This window comes from Streptomyces mexicanus, from assembly GCF_902506575.1.
Classification (GTDB): domain Bacteria; phylum Actinomycetota; class Actinomycetes; order Streptomycetales; family Streptomycetaceae; genus Streptomyces; species Streptomyces mexicanus.
Genome location: NZ_LR732544.1, coordinates 829,296 through 850,920 on the forward strand (window position 1 = coordinate 829,296; position 21,625 = coordinate 850,920).

Genomic DNA, 21,625 nt, shown 5'->3' on the forward strand with positions numbered 1-21,625 from the left:
TTCCACCGCCCCCGCGCTCTTCCCCGCGCGCCGTATCCGAGTGACCATGAAGACGACCGGTCACGCCGACCGGCCACCGAGACCAGGGGGTTGCGGGTGCGCGTGGGACTGCTGACCCGGGAGTACCCGCCGGACGTGTACGGCGGTGCGGGGGTCCACGTCGAGTTCCTGGCCCGGGAACTGCGCGAGCTGGTCGACCTGGAGGTGCACTGCTGGGGCGAGGCGTCCGCGGCGGAGCGGGCCGCCGGTGTCGTCCGCCACCGCCCCTGGCCGGCGCTGGACGACGCCAACGACGCCCTGCGCACCTTCTCCGTGGACCTGGCCATGACCGCCGCGCTGACCGGCTGCGACCTGATCCACTCCCACACCTGGTACGCCAACCTCGCCGGCCACCTCGGCAAGCTCCTGCACGGCGTGCCGCACGTGCTCACCGCGCACTCGCTGGAGCCGCTGCGGCCGTGGAAGGCCGAGCAGCTGGGCGGCGGGTACGCGCTGTCGAGCTGGGCGGAGAAGACCGCGTTCGAGGCCGCCGACGCGGTGGTCGCCGTCTCCGGGGCCATGCGCGAGGACATCCTCGGCTGCTACCCGGGCCTGGACCCCGACCGCGTGCACGTCGTCCACAACGGCATCGACACCGCGCTGTACCGCCCCGACCACGGCACCGACGCCCTGGAACGGATCGGCCTGGACGCGGACCGCGCCTACGTGCTGTTCGTCGGCCGCATCACCCGGCAGAAGGGCGTGCCCCATCTGCTGCGCGCGGTGCGGGACATCGACCCGGCCGCGCAGGTCGTGCTGTGCGCGGGCGCCCCCGACACCCCGGAGATCGACCGGGAGTTCCGCGAGCTGTACCAGGAGCTGAGCCGGGTGCGGGCCGGTGTGCACTGGATCCCGCAGATGCTGCCCCGCCCGGACGTGATCCAGCTGCTCACGCACGCCGCCGTCTTCGTCTGCCCCTCGGTGTACGAGCCGCTCGGCATCGTCAACCTGGAGGCCATGGCGTGCGGCACGCCCGTGGTGGCCTCCCGGGTCGGCGGCATCCCGGAGGTGGTCGAGGACGGCCGGACCGGACTGCTGGTCGACGTGGACGGCGACTTCGCGGCGGGGCTGGCCCGCGCCCCGGGCACGGGGGCCGCGGGTCCGGCGGCGGCGCGCCGGATGGGCGAGGCGGGACGGCGGCGCGCGGTGGCGGAGTTCGGCTGGGACGCGGTCGCGCGGCGCACGGTGCGGCTGTACGAGCAGGTCCTCGCGCAGGCTTAGCGCGCTCGGGCGAGGGGCAGTAGTGGTGCATCCGGGTGAGGGGAGCGGCCATGCGTCGTGGTGGACCTTCGGTCCTCGGGATCGTCCTCGCGGGCGGTGAGGGCAAACGCCTGATGCCCTTGACCGCGGACCGCGCCAAACCCGCGGTCACCTTCGGCGGAACATATCGCCTCGTCGACTTCGTGCTGTCCAACCTTGTCAACGGCGACATCCTGCGCATCTGCGTGCTGACCCAGTACAAGTCCCACTCGCTGGACCGGCACATCACCACCACCTGGCGCATGTCGAGCCTGCTCGGCAACTACGTCACCCCCGTCCCGGCGCAGCAGCGGCTCGGCCCCCGCTGGTACCTCGGCAGCGCGGACGCGATCCTGCAGTCGCTCAACCTGGTCCACGACGAACAGCCCGACCACGTCGCCGTCTTCGGCGCCGACCACGTCTACCGCATGGATCCGCGGCAGATGCTCCAGCAGCACATCGAGAGCGGCGCGGGGGTGACCGTCGCCGGCATCCGGGTGCCGCGCGCGGAGTCGTCGTCGTTCGGGGTGATCACCCCGGCCTCGGACGGGCGCCGCGTCGAACGCTTCCTGGAGAAACCGGCCGATCCCCCGGGCCTGCCCGACGACCCGGAGCACGTGTTCGCGTCCATGGGCAACTACGTCTTCACCACCAAGACGCTCATCGACGCCCTGCACCGGGACGCCGAGGACCCGCACTCGGTGCACGACATGGGCGGCTCGATCCTGCCCCAGCTCACCGAGCGCGGCGAGGCGCAGCTGTACGACTTCGGCACCAACCACGTGCCCGGGGAGACCAGCCGCGACCAGGGCTACTGGCGGGACGTGGGCACGCTCGACGCCTACTACGACGCCCACATGGACCTGATCGCCGAGCGGCCCGCCTTCAACCTCTACAACCGCGACTGGCCGATCTACACCCACTCCACCCAGCTCTCGCCCGCCCGGTTCAACGCCGGTGGCATCGCGGGGGAGTCGATCATCAGCGCGGGCTGTCTGATCCGCGGGCAGGTCACGCGCTCGGTGCTCTCCCCGGGGGTGCGGGTGGACCCGGGCGCGGTGGTGCAGGGCTCGGTGCTGCACGACAACGTGCACATCGGCCGGGGCGCGGTGGTGCGCGGCGCGATCCTGGACAAGAACGTCGAGGTGCCGCCGGGCGCGACGATCGGCGTCAACCCCGAGCGGGACGCCGAGCTGTACACCGTCTCCAAGGGCGGGGTGATCGCTCTGGGGAAGGGGCAGCGGGTGCCGTGAGGAAGCGCGCCCGGAGCGGGAGGGCGGGCGTTCAGCCGTTCAGCGGCGGGAAGCGGTTCAGCGTGATCGCGCTGGCGCGGCGCACCTCTTCGGTGGGGCTGAACTGCACGTACTCGGTGCCCGGCGCCGTGTGCACGGGGACGTGCCCGGGAGGGGCGTAGAACGCCTCCCCGGCCCGGAAGGTCTCCTCGTGGTCGGGATAGCGCAGCACCAGCTCGCCCTTGAAGACGTACCCCCAGTGCGGGCACTGGCAGCGGCCGTCCGGCAGTTCCTTCAGCAGCGGGGTGAGGTCGATGTCCTCGCGGAAGCTGCGGAAGTCGACCGTGTAGGGCTCCAGGTCCTCGGACAGCTCGACGACCGGGCCGTAGTCGCCGCCCTGGGTGGCGGTGTCCCGGGAGACCTTGGGCATCCGGCTCACTCCCTTCCGCGGGTGAGGGGCGCGTCGCGGGAGGCACGCACACGGACGTGACGCCCCCATGGTGCGCGCGCGGAGGCCCACCGGTCCACTTGGATCTCCCTCCCCCCGCCCGGTCACTGCCTGCTTTTGTCATGTCCCTGGACGTGAGCGGAATTCCGTGCTGTCATCCCTCTGCTGCCCATGACAACGTTGTTCCACACCAGAACGAACAAACCCGCAACCGGGCAGCGCACAAGAGCCGCCAGTTTCCTTCCCTCCAGGAGGATGCGTGCGCACCACCCGTCTCAGAGACCGACTAGCGCTCCTGCTCGCCGCGGCCCTCGGTCTCGCCGCGTTCGGCGCGGCGCCCACCGCCCGGGCGGACGTCGGCGACGACCCCGTCGAGGTCCACGGACTCAAGGGCGAGTACTACACCCAGTCCGCCCCCGGCGCCTTCGACTTCCACGAGCTGAAGGCCACCGCGTTCGACCCCGCGCTCGACTTCGACAACCTCGAACCCCGCCTGGCCGCCGCCACCGGGCGCTCCGACGACGTCAGCGTCCGCTGGACCGGCCGGATTGTCCCCGAGAAGACCGGCGCCCACACCTTCTCGATCACCGGCGACAACGGCTTCCGCCTGTGGGTCGGCGGCTCCCTCGTCATCGACCACTGGGTGGACGACTGGGACAAGGAGCAGACCTCCGCCCCGGTGGAGCTGACCGCCGGGAAGGCCTACGACATCAAGGTCGAGTACTTCGAGCACTACGGCGGCTCCAACCTCCACGTGCGCTGGACCGAGCCGGGCGGCACCAAGGAGCCCGTCCCGCAGTCGGCGTTCCTGCTGCCCGAGGGCTACGCCTACGACGGCGCCATCGCGACCACCGTCCTCGCCGACGGCCGCACCCTCAAACTCGACTTCGCGCAGAAGCTCGCCGCCCCGCCCGCCGGCCTCACCGCCCACCTGAACGCGGTGATCGGCGGCGCCACCTGGCCGCTGGGCGGCGCACGGCTGGACGCCACCGACCCGCGCGCCGTGCTGGTGGCGCTGAAGGAGCCGGTGGTCGGCAACAAGACGGGCACGGCCCGCGGCACCGCGGACGTCCGCTACGACGGACAGGGCGGCCTCGCCTCCGCCGACGGCCACGCGGTCGGCGCCTTCTTCAGCAGCGGCGCCAACCACTCCACCTACGAACTGCGCACCCGGTGGGCCGACCAGGTCGGCCCGGACAACGCGCTGCCGGAGTACCCGCGCCCGCAGCTGACCCGCACCCAGTGGCAGAACCTCAACGGCCGCTGGCAGTTCGCCGCCGCGCAGGCCGGCGAGCAGCCGCCGGTGGGCAAGACCCTGCCCGAGCGGATCCTCGTCCCCTACCCGGTGGAGTCGCAGCTCTCCGGCATCGAGCGGCACGAGGACCGCATGTGGTACCGGCGCACCTTCACCGTCCCGGCCGGCTGGCACGTCGGCCACGGCAAGCGGCTGCAGCTGAACTTCGGCGCGGTCGACTGGAAGGCCGACGTCTACGTCAACGGCACCGAGGTGGCCGCACACCAGGGCGGCTACGACAAGTTCAGCGCCGACATCACCGACGCCCTCAAGCCCGGCCGCGCCCAGGAGCTGATCGTCGGCGTCTACGACCCGACCGACGCCCCCGGCGGGGAGAACCCGCCGCTGGGCAAGCAGCGCCTGGACCCGAGCGGCATCTGGTACACGCCCACCTCGGGCATCTGGCAGACGGTGTGGATGGAGCCGGTCGCCCCCGACCACGTGGGCTCCCTGAAGCTCACCCCGGACGTCGCCCACGGCACGCTGACCGTCGAGGCCCAGGGCGTCCGGGCCGGCGTACCGGTCACGGCGACGGCGTACGACGGCAAGCGGCAGGTCGCCACGGTCCGCGGCCGCACCGGCGGCCCGCTGACCCTGACGATCCGCGACGCGCACCTGTGGTCGCCCGACGACCCGTTCCTGTACGGACTGAAGGTGCGGGTGGGCGCCGACGAGGTCGGCAGCTACTTCGGCATGCGCTCCATCGCCGTGGAGAACGTCGGCGGGGTCCCGCGCACGGTCCTCAACGGCAAACCGGTCTTCATGATGGCCACCCTCGACCAGGGCTTCTGGCCCGACGGCCTGTACACCGCGCCCACCGACGAGGCCCTGGCCTACGACCTGAAGGTGCACAAGCAGCTCGGCTTCAACGCCGTGCGCAAGCACATCAAGGTCGAACCCGACCGCTGGTTCTACTGGGCGGACCGGCTGGGCCTGATGGTCTGGCAGGACATGCCGGCGATGACCGCGGGCGTCGACCCGTCCACCGCCGCCCGCGCCGAGTACGAGCGGGAGATGAAGCAGGTGATCGACGAGCACATCAGCAGCCCGTCGGTCGTCATGTGGGTCACCTTCAACGAGGGCTGGGGCCAGTACGACGAGGCCCGCATCGCCGAGCAGGCCAAGAGCTGGGACGCGACCCGGCTGGTCAACGGCATGTCCGGCATCAACCTCGGCACCGACGGCGGCGCCGGCGACATCATCGACGAGCACGGCTACCCCTCACCCGCCCTGCCGCCGCACCCGGACGGCAAGCGGGCCCTGGTCAGCGGCGAGTACGGCGGGCTCGGCCCTGCCGTGCCCGGGCACGCCTGGTCGGTGCAGCAGAGCTACGTCGACGTCGACCCGACGACGGACACCGACGACTACCTGGCCAAGCTGGACGAGGTGCGCGCACTGGTGTGCCGCGGCAGCAACGGCGCGGTCTACACCCAGATCAGCGACGTCGAGGGCGAACTCAACGGGCTGCTGACCTATGACCGCACGGTGCTCAAGCCCGACGCGGCACGGGTGCGGGCCGCCCAGCAGGCGCTCATCCGCGACGCGTCGCGCGCGACACCCGCGGGATGCCCGGCCGGCTGACCGTCAGACCCGATCATGCAGGCAACGACTCTTCCCGGAGGACTTCCCGCATGAGAGGGACCCGGCGCCTTCGACTGGCGCTCCGCCTGTGCCTGGCGGGGGCGGTGACAGCGTCCGCGCTGTCCGCCGCTCCCGCCGGCGCACGGGCCGCCGCACCGCCCGAGGAGCGGCCGACCGACCTGGTCGACCCGTTCATCGGCACCACGAACGAGGGCAACACCTTTCCCGGCGCGGCCGTGCCCTTCGGCATGGTGCAGCTCTCCCCGGACACCGGCCACTACGCCGGCTACGACCACGCCCACCGCCGCATCCGCGGCTTCTCCCTGGTCCACCTCTCCGGCGTCGGCTGCCGCCTCGGCGGCGACCTGCCGGTGCTGCCGGCCACCGGGGACGTCACGCAGACGGACGACGCGCGGTACGCCGCCGGCTTCCGGCACGAGGACGAGCGGGCGAGTCCCGGCTACTACAGGGTGGGGCTGGACAGCGGCATCGAGGCCGAGCTGACGGCCAGCGCCCGCACCGGGGTGCAGCGCTACACCTTCCCCGCCACCGACAAGGCCGACGTCCTGCTGAACGCCGCCCAGGCGCTGCACCGCACCGTCGCCTCCGAGGTGGAGATCCTCGACGACCGCACCGTGCGCACCACCGTCACCGGCCGCGGCTTCTGCAAGGACACCCTGCCGTACACCGTCCACACGATCACCCGCTTCGACCGGCCCTTCACCGCCTACGGCACCTGGGACGGCACCACCGTCACCCCCGGGGCGCGCACCGGGCACGGCGGCGCCTACGTCCGCTTCGACACCACCGAGGACCGCACCGTCGAGGCGACCACCGCGCTGTCGTACGTCGACGCGGCCGGCGCGGCGGCCAACCTGCGCGCCGAGGGCGGCCGCTCCTTCGACGCCGTCCGGCAGGCCGCCCGCCGGGCCTGGGAGAGAAGGCTGGCGGACGTACGGATTCACGGCGGCGACCTCGGCCGCCGCCGGGCGTTCTACTCGGCGCTGTACCGGTCCTTCCTCGCGCCGAACACCGGCAGCGACGCCGACGGCCGCTACACCGGCTGGGACGGCCGGATCCACCGCGCACGGGGCTTCACCTACTACCAGAACTGGTCGCTGTGGGACACCTACCGCACCCAGACCCAGCTGCTGTCGCTGCTCGCGCCGCGCGAGGCCCGGGACATGGCGGTCTCCGTGGTCCACGTCGCCGAGGAGAGCGGCTGGCTGCCCAAGTGGGGCTACGGCACGGTGGAGACGAACGTGATGACCGGCGACCCGGTCACCCCGTTTCTGACCAACGCCTTCCAGCAGGGCCTGCTCGCCGGGTACGAGGAACGGGCCTACCGGGCGCTGCGGCGCAACGCCGACGGGGTGCCGCCCGCCGCCTCGCCCGCCGTGGGCCGCGACGGCAACCCCGACTACCTCGCCCGCGGCTACGTCCCCTATGTGAAGGACCACCAGCCCCCCAGGCCCGGCCACTCCGACTACGCCTTCGGCGCGTCGGCGACGCTGGAGTACGCCCTGTCCGACGCGATGCTCGCCCAGATGGCCCGCGCCCTGGGACACCGTCGGGACGCCGACCGGTACGCCGCCCGCTCCCGCGCCTACCGCACCCTCTACGACCCCGCCACGGGCTTCTTCCGGGCCCGCGACACCACCGGCGCCTTCACCGGTCCGGCCGACCCGGCGCACGGGGCCGGCTTCCACGAGGGCACCGCCTGGCACTACCAGTGGCTGGTGCCCCAGGACGTCCCCGGCCTGATCGAGCTGATCGGCGGCCGGCGGCGCGCCGAGGAGCGGCTGGACCGGTTCTTCGCCTACGACCGACTGCTGACCGACCCCGCGCGCACCGCCCGCGAGGAGTGGGTGCACGGGCCGTACGCCTACTACGGCAGCGACCGGTACAACCCGAACAACGAACCGGACCTGAGCGCCCCCTACACCTATCTGTGGACCGGGCAGCCGTGGAAGACCGCCGACGTGGTGCACGCGGCGCTCACCCTGTTCACCGCCGAGCCGGCCGGACTGACCGGCAACGACGACCTGGGCACCATGTCCGCCTGGATGGTGCTGTCCTCCCTCGGCCTGTACCCGGTGCAGCCCGGCTGTGCCGTCTGGGCCCTGACCACGCCCGCCTTCCCCCGCGTGGACATCCCCAGCGCCCCGCCCCGCCCGAGCACGAGCACGAGCACCGCACGGAGCACGACATGCTCGGCGACATCGACGTGCCGGCTCACGCCTACTACGGCGCGCACACCGCCCGCGCGGTGGCCAACTTCCCGCTCACCGGGGAGACACTGGCCGCCCGCCCGCACCTGATCGGCGCCCTGGCGGCGGTCAAGCACGCCGCGGCCCGCGCCAACGCCGAGGTCGGCGCTTTGGACCCCGCACTGGCCTCGGCGATCGCGGACGCCTGCGCCGAGATCCGCGCCGGGGCGCTGCGGGAGCACTTCGTGGTCGACCTCATCCAGGGCGGCGCGGGCACGTCGACCAACATGAACGCCAACGAGGTCATCGCCAACCGCGCCCTGGAACTGCTCGGACGGCACCGGGGCGAGTACGCGGTCCTGCACCCCCTCGACCACGTCAACCTCGGACAGAGCACCAACGACGTCTATCCGACCGCGGTGAAACTGGCGCTGCACGCACACCTCGCCGAACTGCTCGGCGCGCTGGCCGGCCTGCGCGAGGCCTTCGCCGCCAAGGCCGCCGAGTTCGCCGACGTGCTCAAGATGGGGCGCACCCAGCTGCAGGACGCCGTCCCCATGACGCTCGGCCAGGAGTTCGGGGCGTTCGCCGCCACCCTCGCCGAGGACGAGCAGCGGCTGTCGGAAGCGTGGCTGCTCCTGCACGAGCTGAACCTCGGCGGCACGGCGATCGGCACCGGACTCAACGCCCGCCCCGGATACCGGGAACGCGCGATGGAGCACCTGCGCCGGCTGACGGGCATCCCGACCCTGGTGTCCTCGCCCGACCTCGTCGAGGCCACCCAGGACGTCGGCGTCTTCGTCCAGCTCTCCGGCGTGCTCAAGCGGACAGCCGTGAAACTGTCCAAGATCTGCAACGACCTGCGCCTGCTGTCCTCGGGACCGCAGGCCGGCCTCGGCGAGATCGCCCTCCCCGCCCGGCAGGCCGGATCCTCGATCATGCCCGGCAAGGTCAACCCGGTGATCCCCGAGGCGGTCAACCAGATCGCGTTCGAGGTCATCGGCAACGACGTGACCGTCACGCTCGCCGCCGAGGGCGGCCAGCTCCAGCTCAACGCCTTCGAACCGGTCATCTACCGCAGTCTGAGCGCGGGCCTCGCCCACCTCACCGCGGGGATCGGCGTCCTGACCGAGCACTGTGTGCGCGGCATCACCGCCCACCGGCGCCGGCTCGCGGACACGGTCGCCGCCTCCACCGGACTGGTCACCGCGCTCGGCCCCGCACTCGGCTACGAGACCGCCTGCGCCATCGCGCTGGAGGCGCACCACACCGGCCGGCCCGCGCTCGACCTCGTCCGCGAGCGCGCGCTGCTCACCGAGGCGGAACTGCGCGACCTGACCTCTCCCGCCTCCCTGACCGGCCTGCCCGCGGTCTGAGGACCACGGCACCGGCTCGCCCACCCCTCTCCCCAAGGAGGCGCGTATGCGCACCAGCAACATCGCCGCCACGACGGCCGAAGCGTCGGTGGCCACCGACGTGGTCGCACTGCGCAGGAGCGTCGCCGCGGGAGCGGTCGGCGTGTTCGTGCACTGGTTCGACTGGGCTGCCTACGCCTATCTCGCCGGCACCGTCGCCACCGTCTTCTTCCCGGCCGAGAACAGCACCACGGGACTGCTCGCCGTGTTCGGGGTGTTCGCCGTGTCGTTCGGCATCCGGCCGATCGGTGCCCTGGTGTTCGGACCGCTCGGCGACCGCATCGGCCGCAAACGCACGCTGTCACTGGTCATCTTCATGATGTCCGGCGCCACGTTGACGATCGGTCTGCTGCCCGGCTACGCCTCGATCGGGGTCGCCGCACCCATCCTCCTGGTGGTGCTGCGGCTGGTCCAGGGCTTCGCCGCGGGCGGCGAGTTCGGCAGCGCGGCGAGCTTCCTCGCGGAGAGCGCGCCCCGGCGCCGGCGCGGATTCGGTGTCAGCTGGCTGGAGGTCGGCTCCCTGCTGGGCTTCCTGGCCGGCTCGTTCGTCTTCCTGCTGCTGTCCGCGGGACTCGACGACCACCAGCTCACCTCCTGGGGCTGGCGCATCCCCTTCCTCGTCTCCGCGCCGCTGGGCGTGATCGGTTTCATCATCCGCAGCAAGATCGAGGACACCCCGGAGTACCGGGCACTGCAGGCCGGTGACGCCATCCCGCGCAGCCCCGCGCGGGAGCTGCTGCGCTCCCACAAGCGGGAACTGCTCCAGGCGGCCGGCCTGATGGCGGCCATGCACGTCCCCTTCTACGCGGTGCTGACCTACCTCGTCACCTACGAGACCGACCACCTGGGGCACTCGGCCGGCAGCGCCGCCCTGCTGTCCACGGTGATCTCGCTGCTGGGATTGGTGCTCGTGCCGCTGTTCGGCCTGCTGTCCGACCGGGTGGGACGCAAGCCGGTGTTCGTCGGCGCGACGGCGGCCCTGCTGGTCGTCTCCACCCCGGCCTTCCTCCTGATGCGGACCGGGCTCGCCGGGACGTGGATCGCCGGCCTGCTGCTCGGGGCGATCCTGGCCGCGATCCTCGGCACGTACGCGGTGTGGTCGGCGGAGACGTTCCCCACCCGGACACGGCAGAGCGGCCTGTCCATCGCCTACAACATCACCGCCGCCCTGTTCGCCGGCACCGTGCCGTACCTGATGACCGTGCTCATCTCCGCCACCGGCAGCACCCTGGTGCCCGGCCCGTACCTGATGGTGTTCGCCCTGTGCGGCCTGGTCGCCGCACTGTCCTTGCGGGAGACCGCCGGTTCCGCCCTGCTGCGCCCGGAGGACGTCCCGCCCGACACCACGGCCACCGACGCCGACTAGGCGAGGCGTCGGCCGTCGATGCCCGCTGCTGCGACACCTCGGCACGGCTCCCCGAAGCGCTGCCGCGAGCGGCGGGAGCCCGATGTCCCCCTGGCCCGCGCGCCCGTACGCCGCACGCAGGCGTGCGGGCGCGCACACGCGTCCCGGCCGACGCCGTACAAGGACGCCGTACAAAGACGCCGTACAAGGACGCCGTACAAGGACGCCGTACAAGGACGCCGTACAAGGACGCCGTATAAGGTCGGCGCGGACACGATCACCCGGCACGAGGGTCACGCATGACGTCACCGGTGGGTTTCACACTCGTTCAGCTCCGCTACTTCCTCGTCGCCGCCGAACGCGGATCGATGACGGAGGCGTCCGCGGAGTTGCACATCGCCCAGTCCGCCGTGTCCGCGGCCATCCACAACCTGGAGCGGGACCTCCAGGTGCAGCTGTTCATCCGCCGCCGCGGGCGGGGGCTGACCCTCACACCCGCCGGGGAACGGCTGCGCCAGCAGGCACGGGACCTGCTGGCCCGCGCCCGTGAGGTGGAACGGGAGGCCCGGGGGGACGGCGAGACCATCACCGGTCCCGTCGCCGTCGGCTGCTTCGTCACCCTGGCCCCGTCCTACCTGCCGCCCCTGTTCAGCGAGTGCACCCGACGCCACCCGGGCATCGAGATCGACGTGGTGGAGGGGGAGACGGACCAGCTCCTGCACGCCCTGACGACGGGCCGCATCGACTTCGCGCTCACCTACGGCCTCGGGCTGTCGGCCGAGACGGACCTGCGCACCGAGACGATCGCCCTGGCGCCGCCCTATGTCATCGTCCCGGCCGATCACCCGCTGGCCGGGCGCGGCAGCGTGGAGCTGGCCGACCTGTCCGCGGAACCGCTCGTCCTGCTGGACCTGCCCCACAGCCGCGACTACTTCCGCTCACTGGTGGCCGCCACCGGCACCGCGCCCGACGTGCGCTACCGCACCCAGAGCTATGAGACCGTGCGGTCCCTGGTGGCCCGGGGGCTGGGCTACTCCGTGCTCAACCAGCGGCCGGCGACGAGCCAGACCTACGGCGGCGGCGAGATCGCGGAACTCCAGCTCCGCGACGGCGGCCCTCCGCTCGAGGTCAAGATCGCAACGGTGCGGGGCATGACCCAGACCGCCCGTGCCCGGGCGGTGATGGACCTGCTGCGGGAGATCGCCGCGGGGGCCGCCGGCGACTGAGCCGGCAGCCTGCCTGCGGGCGATGGCCGCCGGATGCCTGCGGGCGGTGGCCGTCGTGTGCCCGCGTGCGGTGGCTGTCGAACCGGCAGGTGCACGGATTCGACATGTGCACCGGACCCGACATGTGCACCGGACCCGGCAGGTGCAGCGGACCCGGCAGGTGCACGGATCCGACACGTGCACCGGACCCCACATGCGCAGCCGGACCCGGCAGGTTCACAGGTCGGCGCGGCCCGTCACGGCTCGCGCGTGGGCCATGATCAGCTCACGTGCCCGGTCCGGGCGCAGCGCGGCGTTGTGGCTGACGATGTGCAGGCCGTAGCCGTCCTCCAGGGCCACCAGGCTGTGCGCCAGATCCTGCGCGGACGCGGCGAGCGTGAACACCCCGGTCGCCGCGCCGACCTCCAGGGCGGTGGTGTAGAGCGCGACCTCCCGGGCGAACAGGGAGGTCATCAGCTCGGCATGGCCCGGGCTGCGGCCGGCGCGCCGGTGCAGCTCGTACAGCAGTCCGTGGACCGGATCGTCCGTCAAGCTCGGCAGACCGCTGTGCAGCAGGGCCCGCAGCCGCGCCGCCGGGTCCCCGGCGGGCGCCTCGTCGTAGGCCCGCTGCCGTGAGGCCAGATAGCTCTCGACGGCACCCCGGTGCACCTCCAGGACGAGGTCGTCCAACTCGGGGTAGTAGTACAGCACCGAGCCCTGCGAGACACCCGCCGCGTCCGCGATGTCCTTGATGCGCAGGCCCTCCAGCCCGCGTTCGGCGATGGCCCGCCCCGCGGCGGAGACGAGGGCCTGCCTGCGTGCGGTCTGGTTGCGTGGTCTACCGGCTTTCCCCATGGTGATCGATTCTCTGTCACCCGCATCAGTCTTCGCAAGAAGTTCTCGCCCCAAGCATTGACGGCCGGTTCGCCTATTGTTTGAATCTCGACTCAAAGAAACCGGCTCGGGTGTTCGCTGCCGAGCCCCTCGCCCGGCCGCGCCCGCCGCCTCGCAGCGGCATCCCCGCCACGGTCCGGGCCGCACCCGACCCGACCGGGCACCGGTTCGCCCCCGTCCCACGACGCACATCGAAGGCACCCGCATGCAGTCGTACGCCCACTGGCGGCAGCGCGCCGCCGACCTCACGCCCCGCACGCGCCTGTTCATCGACGGAGCGTGGACCGACCCCGCCGAGGACCGGTGGTTCCCCACCGTCAACCCCGCGACCGGCAAGACCACCGCCCATGTGGCGGCCGGCTCGGCCGCCGACGTCGACCGGGCCGTGGCCGCGGCCCGCACCTCCTTCGAGGACGGACGCTGGTCGCGCCCCGCGCCCGCGCAGCGCAAGCGGGTCCTGCTCGCCCTCGCCCGCCTCATCGAGGAGCACAGCGAGGAACTCGCCCTGTGCGACACCCTGGACATGGGCAAGCCCATCGCCGAGTCCCACGGCACCGACGTGCCCGGCGCGGCCGGTGTCTTCGCCTGGTACGCGGAGGCCGTCGACAAGCTCTACGACGAGGTCGCCCCCGCCCCGCCCGGCAACCTCGCCCTGGTGCGCCGCGTCCCCCTGGGCGTCGTGGGCGCGGTGGTGCCCTGGAACTTCCCCCTGGACATCGCGAGTTGGAAGCTGGCGCCCGCCCTGGCCGCGGGCAACAGCGTCGTCCTGAAGCCGGCCGAGCAGTCCCCGCTGTCGGCCCTGCTGCTGGCCGAACTGGCCTCGGCGGCCGGCCTGCCCGACGGCGTCCTGAACGTCGTCCCCGGCCCGGGGGAGACGACCGGGCGGGCGCTCGGCCTCCACCCGGACGTGGACACCCTGGTCTTCACCGGCTCCACCGCCGTGGCCAAGCGGTTCCTCGCCTACGCGGCCGAGTCCAACATGAAGCAGGTGTGGCCGGAGGCCGGTGGCAAGAGTCCCGACGTGGTCTTCGCCGACGCCGACCTGGAGGCCGCCGCGGAACGCGCCGCCTGGGGTTTCGTCTACAACTGCGGCCAGGTGTGCTCCGCCACCACCCGCCTGCTGGTCGAGGCGTCCGTCGAGGAAGAGTTCACGGCCGCGGTCGCCGCACACGCCCGCGCATACCTGCCGGGCGACCCGCTCGACCCCGCGACCCGGCTCGGGCCGCTCGTCGACGAGGCCCAGGTGGACCGCATCCTCGCGGCCCTGCGGTCATCGGGCGGCACACTCGTGTGCGGCGGCACACGCCCCGACCGGGACGGCGCCTACCTCGACCCCACCGTCGTCACCGGCCTCGGACCCGACGCCCCGCTCGTGCGGGAGGAACTGTTCGGCCCCGTGCTGACCGTGCTGCCCTTCCGCGACGAGGCCGAGGCGGTGCGCCTCGCCAACGATTCCAGCTACGGACTGGCCGCCTCGGTGTGGACCCGGGACCTCGGACGGGCCCACCGCGTCGCCGACGCCCTGCAGGTGGGCACGGTCTCGGTCAACACCGTCGACGCGCTCAGCCCGTTCACTCCCTTCGGCGGCTTCAAGCAGTCCGGCCACGGCCGCGACCTCTCCCTGCACTCCTTCGACAAGTACACCGGCCTGAAGACGACCTGGATCGCACACTCCTGACCGCACCGGCGGCACCAGCTCTTCCGGACCACGCCGGCGGCACCGTCCCTTCCGGACCACACCGCCGACACCGTCTCTTCCGGACCGCGCCGCCGACACCGTCTCTTCCGGACCAGGCCCGACACCAGCCCTCCCGCACCGCCTCGGCGACACCGGCCCTTCCGGCCACGAACCCCACCACCGAACAGCTACCGAACCCCTACCGAACAAAGGACGCACCACCGATGACCCTCGACGCCGCAGACCTCACCCGGCTGGACCGCGCCCACATCATCCACCCCTACCTGCCGGGCAGCGCCACCGAGCGCGTGGTCATGACCTCCGGCTCCGGTTGCCGGCTCACCGACACCGAGGGCCGCAGCTACCTCGACGCCACCGGCGGCCTCTGGCTCGCCCAGATCGGCCACGGCCGCACCGAACTGGCCGACGTCGCCCACGAGCAGATGAAGAAGCTGGAGTACTTCACCAGCTTCTGGGAGTTCTCCAACGAGCGCGCCATCGAACTCGCCGCCCGCCTGGCCTCCCTCGCCCCCGAGGGCCTGAACCACGTCTACTTCACCTCCGGCGGCTCCGAGGGCAACGAGGCCGCCATCAAGATGGCCCGCTACTACCACCACCGGCGCGGCGAGAGCAGCCGGACCTGGATCCTGGCGCGCAGCAAGGCCTACCACGGCATCGGCTACGGCGGCGGTTCGGCCACCGGCTTCCCCCTGTACCACGAGGGCTTCGCCCCGATGATGCCGCACGTCTCCCACCTCACCCCGCCGTGGCCGTACCGCAGCGACCTCTACGGCGGCCGGCCGCTGACCCCCGAACAGGTCACCGACTTCCTCGTCCGTGAACTGGAGGAGCGGATCGCCGAGATCGGTCCGCAGAACATCGCCGCGATGATCGGCGAACCCATCATGGGCGTCGGCGGCATGCTCGTCCCGCCGGCCGACTACTGGCCCCGGGTGCGCGAGGTCCTCGACCGGCACGGCATCCTGCTGATCTTCGACGAGGTCGTCACCGCCTACGGCCGCGTCGGCGAGTGGTTCGCCGCCCAGTACTTCGGCGTCACCCCGGACATCATCGTCACCGCCAAGGGCATCACCTCCGGCTACGTCCCCCTCGGCGCCCTCCTGGTCGGCGACCACGTCGCCGAGGTCCTGCTGCGCGACCACGGCTTCCCCATGGGCTACACCTACAACGGCCACCCCGTCGCCACCGCGGTGGCCGGCGCCAACCTGGACATCATCGAGAAGGAGGGCCTCCTCGCCCGCGCGAGCAGCATCGGAGCCTTCCTGCACGCCCAACTCCAGGAAAAGCTGGGTCAGTTGCCGATCGTCGGCGAGATCCGCTCGGTCGGCATGATGCTCGCCGTCGAACTCGTCGCCGACCGCGCCACCCGTGCACCCCTGCCGCTGCGTCCCGACCGGATGCCGCACGACGTCATCCGCCGCGAGACCGGCGTGATCGTGCGCGACTCCGCGCACAGCCTGGTGCTGTCCCCGCCGCTGATCATGACCCAGGCGGAGGCCCAGGAAGCGGCGTCGGCGCTGCGCAGCGTCCTGGAACGCACCGAACCCACCGGCGAGATCCGGGCCGCCTGACGCCGCTCCTGGCCGTCGGACGCCGCTTCCGGGCCGCCTGACGCCGCTTGCGGGAGGCCCGGCCCCGACCGGGCCTCCCGGGCTGACCGGGCCCGAACGGCTTCGACCGGGCCTCCCGGACCTCCCGACCCGGCCTCCTGGAACCTGCCGGACCTGCCGGACCTCCCGGACCTCCCGGACCTTCCTGACCTTCCGGCCAGGATCCGCCCAGCACCACCTGACACGGACCCCACACCGTAGCGGCGCACCGCACGCGCCCCCTCAGCAGTTGCTCCTCTCCCCTCCCTAGGAACTGCCCGTGTCCTCCAACCTCTCGACGACCGAGCCACGCGCCTCCCAGCCCGCGGCCGGCACCCTGCAACGCAGCCTGAAGCGGTTCGACATCACCGCCATGGCCGTCGCCGCGGTGATCTCCTTCGACACCGTCGGCCAGATCGCCACCGGCGGCGGCGAGGCCGCCACCTGGACGGCCGCCATCGCCCTGTTCTTCCTCGTCCCCTACGCCCTGCTGTTCGCCGAGACCGGCGCCGCGTTCCCCCAGGAAGGCGGCCCGTACGTGTGGGTCAAACTCGCCCTCGGCCGGCCGGCGGCCGCCCTGACGACCCTCATGTACTGGGTCACCAACCCCATCTGGCTGGGCGGTTCCCTGGTCTTCCTCGCCGCGCAGACCTGGGACGGCTTCGTCTTCCACCTGGGCTCGGGCACGGTGGCCGACTACACCTTCAAACTGCTGTTCGTCTGGATCGCCATCCTCACGGCCGTCGTCTCCCTGCGCCGCGGCAAATGGATCACCACGGTGGGCGCGGCGGCGAAGGTCCTGGCGCTGGCCGTGTTCACCCTCACGGCCGTGATCTACGGCGTGCGGCACGGCTTCCACGGTCTGGCCGGCACCAGCTTCGCCCCGACCACCACCGGCTTCCTCGCCCTCGTGCCGATCCTGCTGTTCGCCTACGTCGGCTTCGAGGCACCGAACGCCGCCGGTGAGGAGATGCACGACCCCCAGCGCGACGTGCCCGCCGCGCTCGGACGTTCCGCGACCGTCGCCGCCTGCTGCTACCTGCTGCCGGTCCTGGCCCTCCTCGCCGTCGTCCCCGCCCACCAGGTCACCGGCATCGGCGGCTTCATGGAAGGCGCTCGCCTCGTCTTCGGCGTCTACGGCGCCGCTGCGGGCCCCCTGCTGAAGATCACCGCCGTCATGTTCGTCTTCGCGCTGCTCACCCAGGGCAGCGCCTGGATGATCGTCAGCGACCGCATGCAGGCCATGGCCGCCGCCGACGGGGGCTTCTTCACCCGCGCCCTCGGCACCTTCCACCCGCGGCTCGGCACGCCGGTGCGCACCAACCTGCTGTCCGGGGCCGTGGCCACGGTGTTCATGCTCGCCGCCATGCGGTTGGCGCACGGCGACGCGGCCGACGTGTTCGCCGTGGTGCTCACCGTCGCCGTCACCACGCTGCTGCTGTCCTACCTCGTCGTCGTCCCCGCCCTGGTCCTGCTGCGGCTGCGCCGGCCGGACGTCCCGCGGCCCTACCGCGTCCCCTTCGGCACCCGCGGCTTCCTGTGCTGCGCGGCGCTCGTCTACGCGTGGATCCTCATCGGGTCCTGGTCCGCGCTCTTCCCCGGAGTCCTGGAACAACTCTTCGGCATCGACTACGTCTTCCACGACGTCTGGGGTGTCTCCCGGGCCGCGTTCGAGACCTTCACCCTCGGCACCGTCGCCCTCCTGCTGACCGTCGGGGTCGTCGGCGTGGCGGTGGCCCGCCGCCAGGACGGCCTCCCGGCGGCAGCGGGGGAGCCCGGCGCTCAGCCCGAAGGCACCGTCTGAGATGGTTTCCGGCCGCGGTGAACGCCTCGGTCACCGGCGTGGCGCGCGGCACCGTCCGCGCCCGCGGCGGACGCGGCGGCGCCCACGGAACACGGCCCGCCACGGGCCCGCCCGGCGCCCCTCGGTGTCTCCTCAATGCCGGAAACCCGGGTGCGGGGACCGCGCGGTGACCCCTAGGCTGCGCTCACGGGTGAGCCGGGCGGCGCAGCGACGCCGGCGGATGGGAGATGCACGGGTATGACCAGTCACCTCTTCGCGATCTGCTGCCACGCGACCCGGCCCGCGGACCTGGCGCGGTTCTGGTCCGGCGTCCTGGGCTGGAAGCCCGCCGACGACCCGGAGGACGGCATCACGATCGCGTCCCCCGACACCGCCGGGTTCCGCATCCGCTTCCTGCCGAGCCAGGAGCCCAAGGTCGGCCAGAACCGGGCCCACTTCGACCTGACCAGCACCTCCCTGGAGGACCAGCGGCAGATCGTGGCCAGGGCGCTGGAACTCGGCGGGACACACATCGACGTGGGCCAACTCCCGGAAGACAAGCACGTGGTGCTCGCCGATCCGGACGGCAACGAGTTCTGCGTCATCGAGCCGGGCAACACCTTCCTCGCCGACACCGGCGTCATCGGAGCGCTGGCCTGCGACGGCACGCAGGAGGTCGGCTACTTCTGGAGCAAGGCGCTGCGCTGGCCGCTGGTCTGGGACCAGGACCAGGAGACCGCGATCCAATCGCCCGACGGCGGCACGAAGATCACCTGGGGCGGCCCTCCGGTGGCGCCGAAGACGGGCACGAACCGGCTGTACTTCGAGCTGGTGCTCCCCGCCGACGCCGAGGGGGAAGCGGAGCTGGACCGCCTGCTCGCGCTCGGCGCGACACGCACCGACGCCGGCGAGGGCGACAGCGGCCGGACGATGATGCTCGACCCCGACGGCAACGAGTTCAGCGTCCGCAGGCACCGGTAGACGCACCGCCCCGCTACGACTCCCGCGCCGACCGGCTGAGAGCGAAACCCGCCGGCCGGCGCGGGGTTGCCGTGGCAAGGTCGCCGCGTGACCGAGTTGACAAGCGGTCGAGAGCACGACTGATCAGGAGCGTCGTGCTCCGTCGAACCCGAACACCATGTCGGGCCAGTCGGTGTCAGGTGTGCGCTCGTCGAGCGCCTCGCTGATCGTCCGCTCCTCGTAGCCGAAGTGTGACTCCATGATCGCGGCCAGGCCGTCGAGTTCCCGCCCGATCGCTTCGAGATCGGGGCCCCGCGATCGAGCGGCCCTGTCGGCGAGTTCGCTCACCCGGGACAGGATCGAGGCCATCAGACCGTGGTCCTCGACGAGTTTCGCGACCGTCGGGGCGAGGTCCGGGCGTTCACGCAGCAGTTGGGAGAACATTCCGTCGTCCTCCCCCTCGTGGTGCGCGGACAACGCGGCGCAGAACGCCAGACAGTGGGTGAGAAGTACATCGTCGCTCGATCGGCGCCGACCGAGATCGGTTCTGATCCGATGGATCCGACGGCGCAGTTCTTGATGAGCCTGCGCGAGCTGCTGACTGAGGGCGACCGCACGGTCGCCGTCACGGGAAGCCACGAGTGGCGGCCCTTTCGATTCCGCACCTCCATGCCTGACGCAACCCGCCACCAGCACGCGATGCTGCCGTCATCCCACCACACGGCGCGACGGAACCTCAAGCCCGCCCGGGCAGTACGTCGTTGGTCGGCGGGTGACCTGACCGGCCGCGGCCGGTCGCCGCGCGCGCCGCCGCCACGAGGTCCGGATCCGTCACGTAGTGGGTGTCGGCCGTGGCGGAGGAACCCGCCGCGCCCAGCGGCACCCACGCGCCGCCGCGCCGCGCGGGCGCGCCCAGATCGCCGCGTCCGTCACCCCGGGCGCCGCCTCGACCTCCTCGACCGCCGCGTAGACGCTCTTCGCGGGTTCGATACGGGTGGAGGTCTGCTCGCCGGCCAGCAGCACCGGCACCGGCACCCACGCCTTGACCGGCCGCGGCGCACCGGTGCGCAGCAGGTCCAGCAGGTTGCGGACGGCGCGCTCCTTGTGTCCAGGTAGTCCTCGTGCGGGGCCATCCGGTAGCAGGTGATGAGGTCGCTCAGGTGTGCCAGTTCGCGTGAGACGTTGCCGTGCAGGTCCATGGAGGTCGACACGACGACGTCGGGTCCGAGGACCTCGCGGATACGGGCCAGCAGCACGGCCTCGGCGTCGTCCATGCCCTCGACCGCCATCGCGCCGTGGATGTCGTACCAGAGCCCGTCCACGTGCGGCATCGCGGCGAGCCGCGCCACCAGGTCGTCGACGAGTTCGGCGAAGGCCGCCGCGGTCACGGTGCCGCCGGGCAGCGCCTTGCCGACGAGCGCGCCGCGCCACTCGGCGGCGTCCCGCAGCGGCTGTCCCGGAGCCAGGAACGGATAGCGCGTCAGAGCGTCGTCGCCGCGCAGCGGGTGGAAGGCGGGCGCGGAACGCACCGGCGTGCCTGCCACCGCGCGGATCGTGCGCGGCGCCGCCGTCTCGGGAGTCGAGCCGGACGCCCACGGCGTCACGGTGACCGCGGACGGTCTGCGGGTGCGAGCGCGCCACCTGGTGGCGTGCGACGGCGGCCACAGCACGGTGCGCAAACTGCTCGGACTGCCCTTCCCGGGCAGGCCGGGCACCCATCAGGCGGTGCTGGCCGACATCCGCCTGTCCGCCGTGTCGCCGCTGGTGCCGCGGCGGATGGGGCACATGAGCACCCTGACCCGTCAGGGCGGCGGCTACTGGGCCATGCTGGTGCCCCTCGGCGACGACCGGTACCGGTTCACCTTCGGTCGCGCGGACCAGGCGGACATCCCCCGGGACACCCCCGTCACGCCCGAGGAGATCACGGCCGCGCTGCACGCGGTGTACGGCGCGCGGACCGTGCTCGGCGCGGTGGACAACTCCTCGCGGTTCGGCGACGCCACGCGCCAGCTGGAGCAGTACCGAGTCGGCCGCGTCCTGTTCGCGGGCGACGCCGCGCACATCCATCCGCCGCTGGGCGGGCAGGGCCTGAACCTCGGCGTCCAGGACGCCTTCAACCTCGGCTGGAAACTGGCCGCGACCCTCCAGGACCGGGCACCCGACGGCCTCCTGGACAGCTACCACGCCGAACGGCACCCTGTCGCGGCCCAGGTGCTGCACCACACCTCGGCCCAACGGGTCCTGGCCCTTCCGGACCCCAGCGAGGACGTGGCCGCCCTGCGCGACATCTTCACCGACCTGCTGCGCCTGCCCGACGCCAACCGCCACCTCGCCGGACTGCTGTCCGGCCTGTCGCTGCGCTACCCGGCCTCCGGCGGGCATCCGCTCGCCGGAGGACGAGTGCCGGACCTCGACCTGGCCACCGCGTCAGGGCCCACCCGGCTGTCGGCGCTCTTCGGCGCGGGGCACGCCGTCCTGCTCGATCTGGGCGGAGTCGTGCCGTCCGGCCTGCGACTGCCCGAACGCGTCGACCTGGTCCGTGCGACGTGCACCGAGGAGGTGGGCGCCGCCGCCCTGCTCTTCCGCCCCGACGGCTACGTCTGCTGGGCCGCCGACGACATTGCCGCCTGCCGCGAAACCCTGCAGCCCGCCCTGGCCGCCCACCTGTCGAAGACGCGCTGACCCGCCACGG

General features: G+C 72.4%; 14 protein-coding genes and 2 pseudogenes. 12 read left to right on the forward strand and 4 right to left on the reverse strand.

Annotated elements, in window-relative coordinates; all coding sequences use genetic code 11:
* Nucleotides 1-96 precede the first annotated feature (96 nt).
* Both glgA and glgC read left to right on the forward strand, forming a co-directional pair.
* Nucleotides 97-1,260, forward strand: coding sequence for a glycogen synthase (gene glgA / locus GV126_RS03785; RefSeq protein WP_159662658.1), 1,164 nt, complete (start codon nucleotides 97-99; stop codon nucleotides 1,258-1,260).
* Nucleotides 1,261-1,310: 50 nt separating this feature from the next.
* On the forward strand, nucleotides 1,311-2,531 hold the full coding sequence (gene glgC / locus GV126_RS03790) for a glucose-1-phosphate adenylyltransferase (RefSeq protein ID WP_159662660.1): 1,221 nt from the start codon (nucleotides 1,311-1,313) through the stop codon (nucleotides 2,529-2,531).
* Between the two features lie 31 nt (nucleotides 2,532-2,562).
* On the opposite strand, the gene GV126_RS03795 is transcribed toward glgC, so the two are convergent.
* Nucleotides 2,563-2,940 (reverse strand): cupin domain-containing protein, encoded by a 378-nt coding sequence (locus GV126_RS03795; RefSeq protein WP_159662662.1) that lies wholly within the window; start codon nucleotides 2,938-2,940, stop codon nucleotides 2,563-2,565.
* 277 nt (nucleotides 2,941-3,217) lie between these two features.
* On the opposite strand from GV126_RS03795, the gene GV126_RS03800 reads away from it, so the two are divergent.
* The 5 genes from GV126_RS03800 to GV126_RS03820 all read left to right on the forward strand — a co-directional run bounded on the left by GV126_RS03800 (nucleotide 3,218) and on the right by GV126_RS03820 (nucleotide 12,029).
* Nucleotides 3,218-5,833 carry a PA14 domain-containing protein gene (locus tag GV126_RS03800; RefSeq protein ID WP_159662664.1) on the forward strand — a complete coding sequence of 872 codons (2,616 nt, stop codon included), beginning with the start codon at nucleotides 3,218-3,220 and terminating at the stop codon, nucleotides 5,831-5,833.
* A gap of 50 nt (nucleotides 5,834-5,883) precedes the next feature.
* On the forward strand, nucleotides 5,884-8,154 hold the full coding sequence (locus tag GV126_RS03805; RefSeq protein WP_159662666.1) for a GH92 family glycosyl hydrolase: 2,271 nt from the start codon (nucleotides 5,884-5,886) through the stop codon (nucleotides 8,152-8,154).
* On the forward strand, nucleotides 8,043-9,419 hold the full coding sequence (locus GV126_RS03810; RefSeq protein WP_159662668.1) for an aspartate ammonia-lyase: 1,377 nt from the start codon (nucleotides 8,043-8,045) through the stop codon (nucleotides 9,417-9,419). Before GV126_RS03805 ends, GV126_RS03810 begins: the two co-directional genes overlap by 112 nt.
* A gap of 46 nt (nucleotides 9,420-9,465) precedes the next feature.
* Nucleotides 9,466-10,824 (forward strand): MFS transporter, encoded by a 1,359-nt coding sequence (locus tag GV126_RS03815; RefSeq protein WP_159662670.1) that lies wholly within the window; start codon nucleotides 9,466-9,468, stop codon nucleotides 10,822-10,824.
* Nucleotides 10,825-11,102: 278 nt separating this feature from the next.
* Complete coding sequence (locus GV126_RS03820; RefSeq protein ID WP_159662672.1) at nucleotides 11,103-12,029, forward strand: LysR family transcriptional regulator; 927 nt, start codon at nucleotides 11,103-11,105, stop codon at nucleotides 12,027-12,029.
* Between the two features lie 216 nt (nucleotides 12,030-12,245).
* Here GV126_RS03820 and GV126_RS03825 read toward each other — a convergent pair whose 3' ends face one another.
* On the reverse strand, nucleotides 12,246-12,863 hold the full coding sequence (locus GV126_RS03825) for a TetR/AcrR family transcriptional regulator (protein WP_159662674.1): 618 nt from the start codon (nucleotides 12,861-12,863) through the stop codon (nucleotides 12,246-12,248).
* Between the two features lie 244 nt (nucleotides 12,864-13,107).
* Between GV126_RS03825 and GV126_RS03830 the strand changes: the two genes are divergently transcribed.
* From GV126_RS03830 to GV126_RS03845, 4 genes are all read left to right on the forward strand, one after another.
* Nucleotides 13,108-14,580, forward strand: coding sequence for an aldehyde dehydrogenase family protein (locus tag GV126_RS03830; protein WP_159662676.1), 1,473 nt, complete (start codon nucleotides 13,108-13,110; stop codon nucleotides 14,578-14,580).
* Nucleotides 14,581-14,804: 224 nt separating this feature from the next.
* On the forward strand, nucleotides 14,805-16,172 hold the full coding sequence (locus tag GV126_RS03835) for an aminotransferase family protein (RefSeq protein WP_159662678.1): 1,368 nt from the start codon (nucleotides 14,805-14,807) through the stop codon (nucleotides 16,170-16,172).
* A gap of 298 nt (nucleotides 16,173-16,470) precedes the next feature.
* The gene (locus tag GV126_RS03840; RefSeq protein WP_236569868.1) at nucleotides 16,471-17,994 is read left to right on the forward strand and encodes an APC family permease; all 1,524 of its coding nucleotides are present in this window, start codon (nucleotides 16,471-16,473) and stop codon (nucleotides 17,992-17,994) included.
* 237 nt (nucleotides 17,995-18,231) lie between these two features.
* The gene (locus GV126_RS03845; protein WP_159662680.1) at nucleotides 18,232-18,954 is read left to right on the forward strand and encodes a VOC family protein; all 723 of its coding nucleotides are present in this window, start codon (nucleotides 18,232-18,234) and stop codon (nucleotides 18,952-18,954) included.
* 123 nt (nucleotides 18,955-19,077) lie between these two features.
* Here the strand turns inward: GV126_RS03845 and GV126_RS03850 are convergent, their stop codons facing one another.
* Both GV126_RS03850 and GV126_RS03855 read right to left on the reverse strand, forming a co-directional pair.
* Nucleotides 19,078-19,629, reverse strand: coding sequence for a hemerythrin domain-containing protein (locus GV126_RS03850; RefSeq protein ID WP_328707325.1), 552 nt, complete (start codon nucleotides 19,627-19,629; stop codon nucleotides 19,078-19,080).
* Between the two features lie 135 nt (nucleotides 19,630-19,764).
* Nucleotides 19,765-20,537: pseudogene (locus GV126_RS03855) on the reverse strand (M81 family metallopeptidase).
* Between GV126_RS03855 and GV126_RS03860 the strand changes: the two are divergent.
* Nucleotides 20,455-21,615 (forward strand): annotated as a pseudogene (locus GV126_RS03860) (FAD-dependent monooxygenase); the annotation flags it as partial. The pseudogenes GV126_RS03855 and GV126_RS03860 overlap by 83 nt on opposite strands.
* Nucleotides 21,616-21,625 lie beyond the last annotated feature (10 nt).

Bases quoted from the DNA above. Each gene is read 5' to 3' on its own strand.
- glgC (WP_159662660.1), top strand. From the start codon at position 1,311: ATGCGTCGTGGTGGACCTTCGGTCCTCGGGATCGTCCTCGCGGGCGGT.
- GV126_RS03795 (WP_159662662.1), bottom strand. From the start codon at position 2,940: ATGCCCAAGGTCTCCCGGGACACCGCCACCCAGGGCGGCGACTACGGC.
- GV126_RS03805 (WP_159662666.1), top strand. From the start codon at position 5,884: ATGAGAGGGACCCGGCGCCTTCGACTGGCGCTCCGCCTGTGCCTGGCG.
- GV126_RS03810 (WP_159662668.1), top strand. From the start codon at position 8,043: ATGCTCGGCGACATCGACGTGCCGGCTCACGCCTACTACGGCGCGCAC.
- GV126_RS03815 (WP_159662670.1), top strand. From the start codon at position 9,466: ATGCGCACCAGCAACATCGCCGCCACGACGGCCGAAGCGTCGGTGGCC.
- GV126_RS03820 (WP_159662672.1), top strand. From the start codon at position 11,103: ATGACGTCACCGGTGGGTTTCACACTCGTTCAGCTCCGCTACTTCCTC.
- GV126_RS03825 (WP_159662674.1), bottom strand. From the start codon at position 12,863: ATGGGGAAAGCCGGTAGACCACGCAACCAGACCGCACGCAGGCAGGCC.
- GV126_RS03830 (WP_159662676.1), top strand. From the start codon at position 13,108: ATGCAGTCGTACGCCCACTGGCGGCAGCGCGCCGCCGACCTCACGCCC.
- GV126_RS03835 (WP_159662678.1), top strand. From the start codon at position 14,805: ATGACCCTCGACGCCGCAGACCTCACCCGGCTGGACCGCGCCCACATC.
- GV126_RS03845 (WP_159662680.1), top strand. From the start codon at position 18,232: ATGACCAGTCACCTCTTCGCGATCTGCTGCCACGCGACCCGGCCCGCG.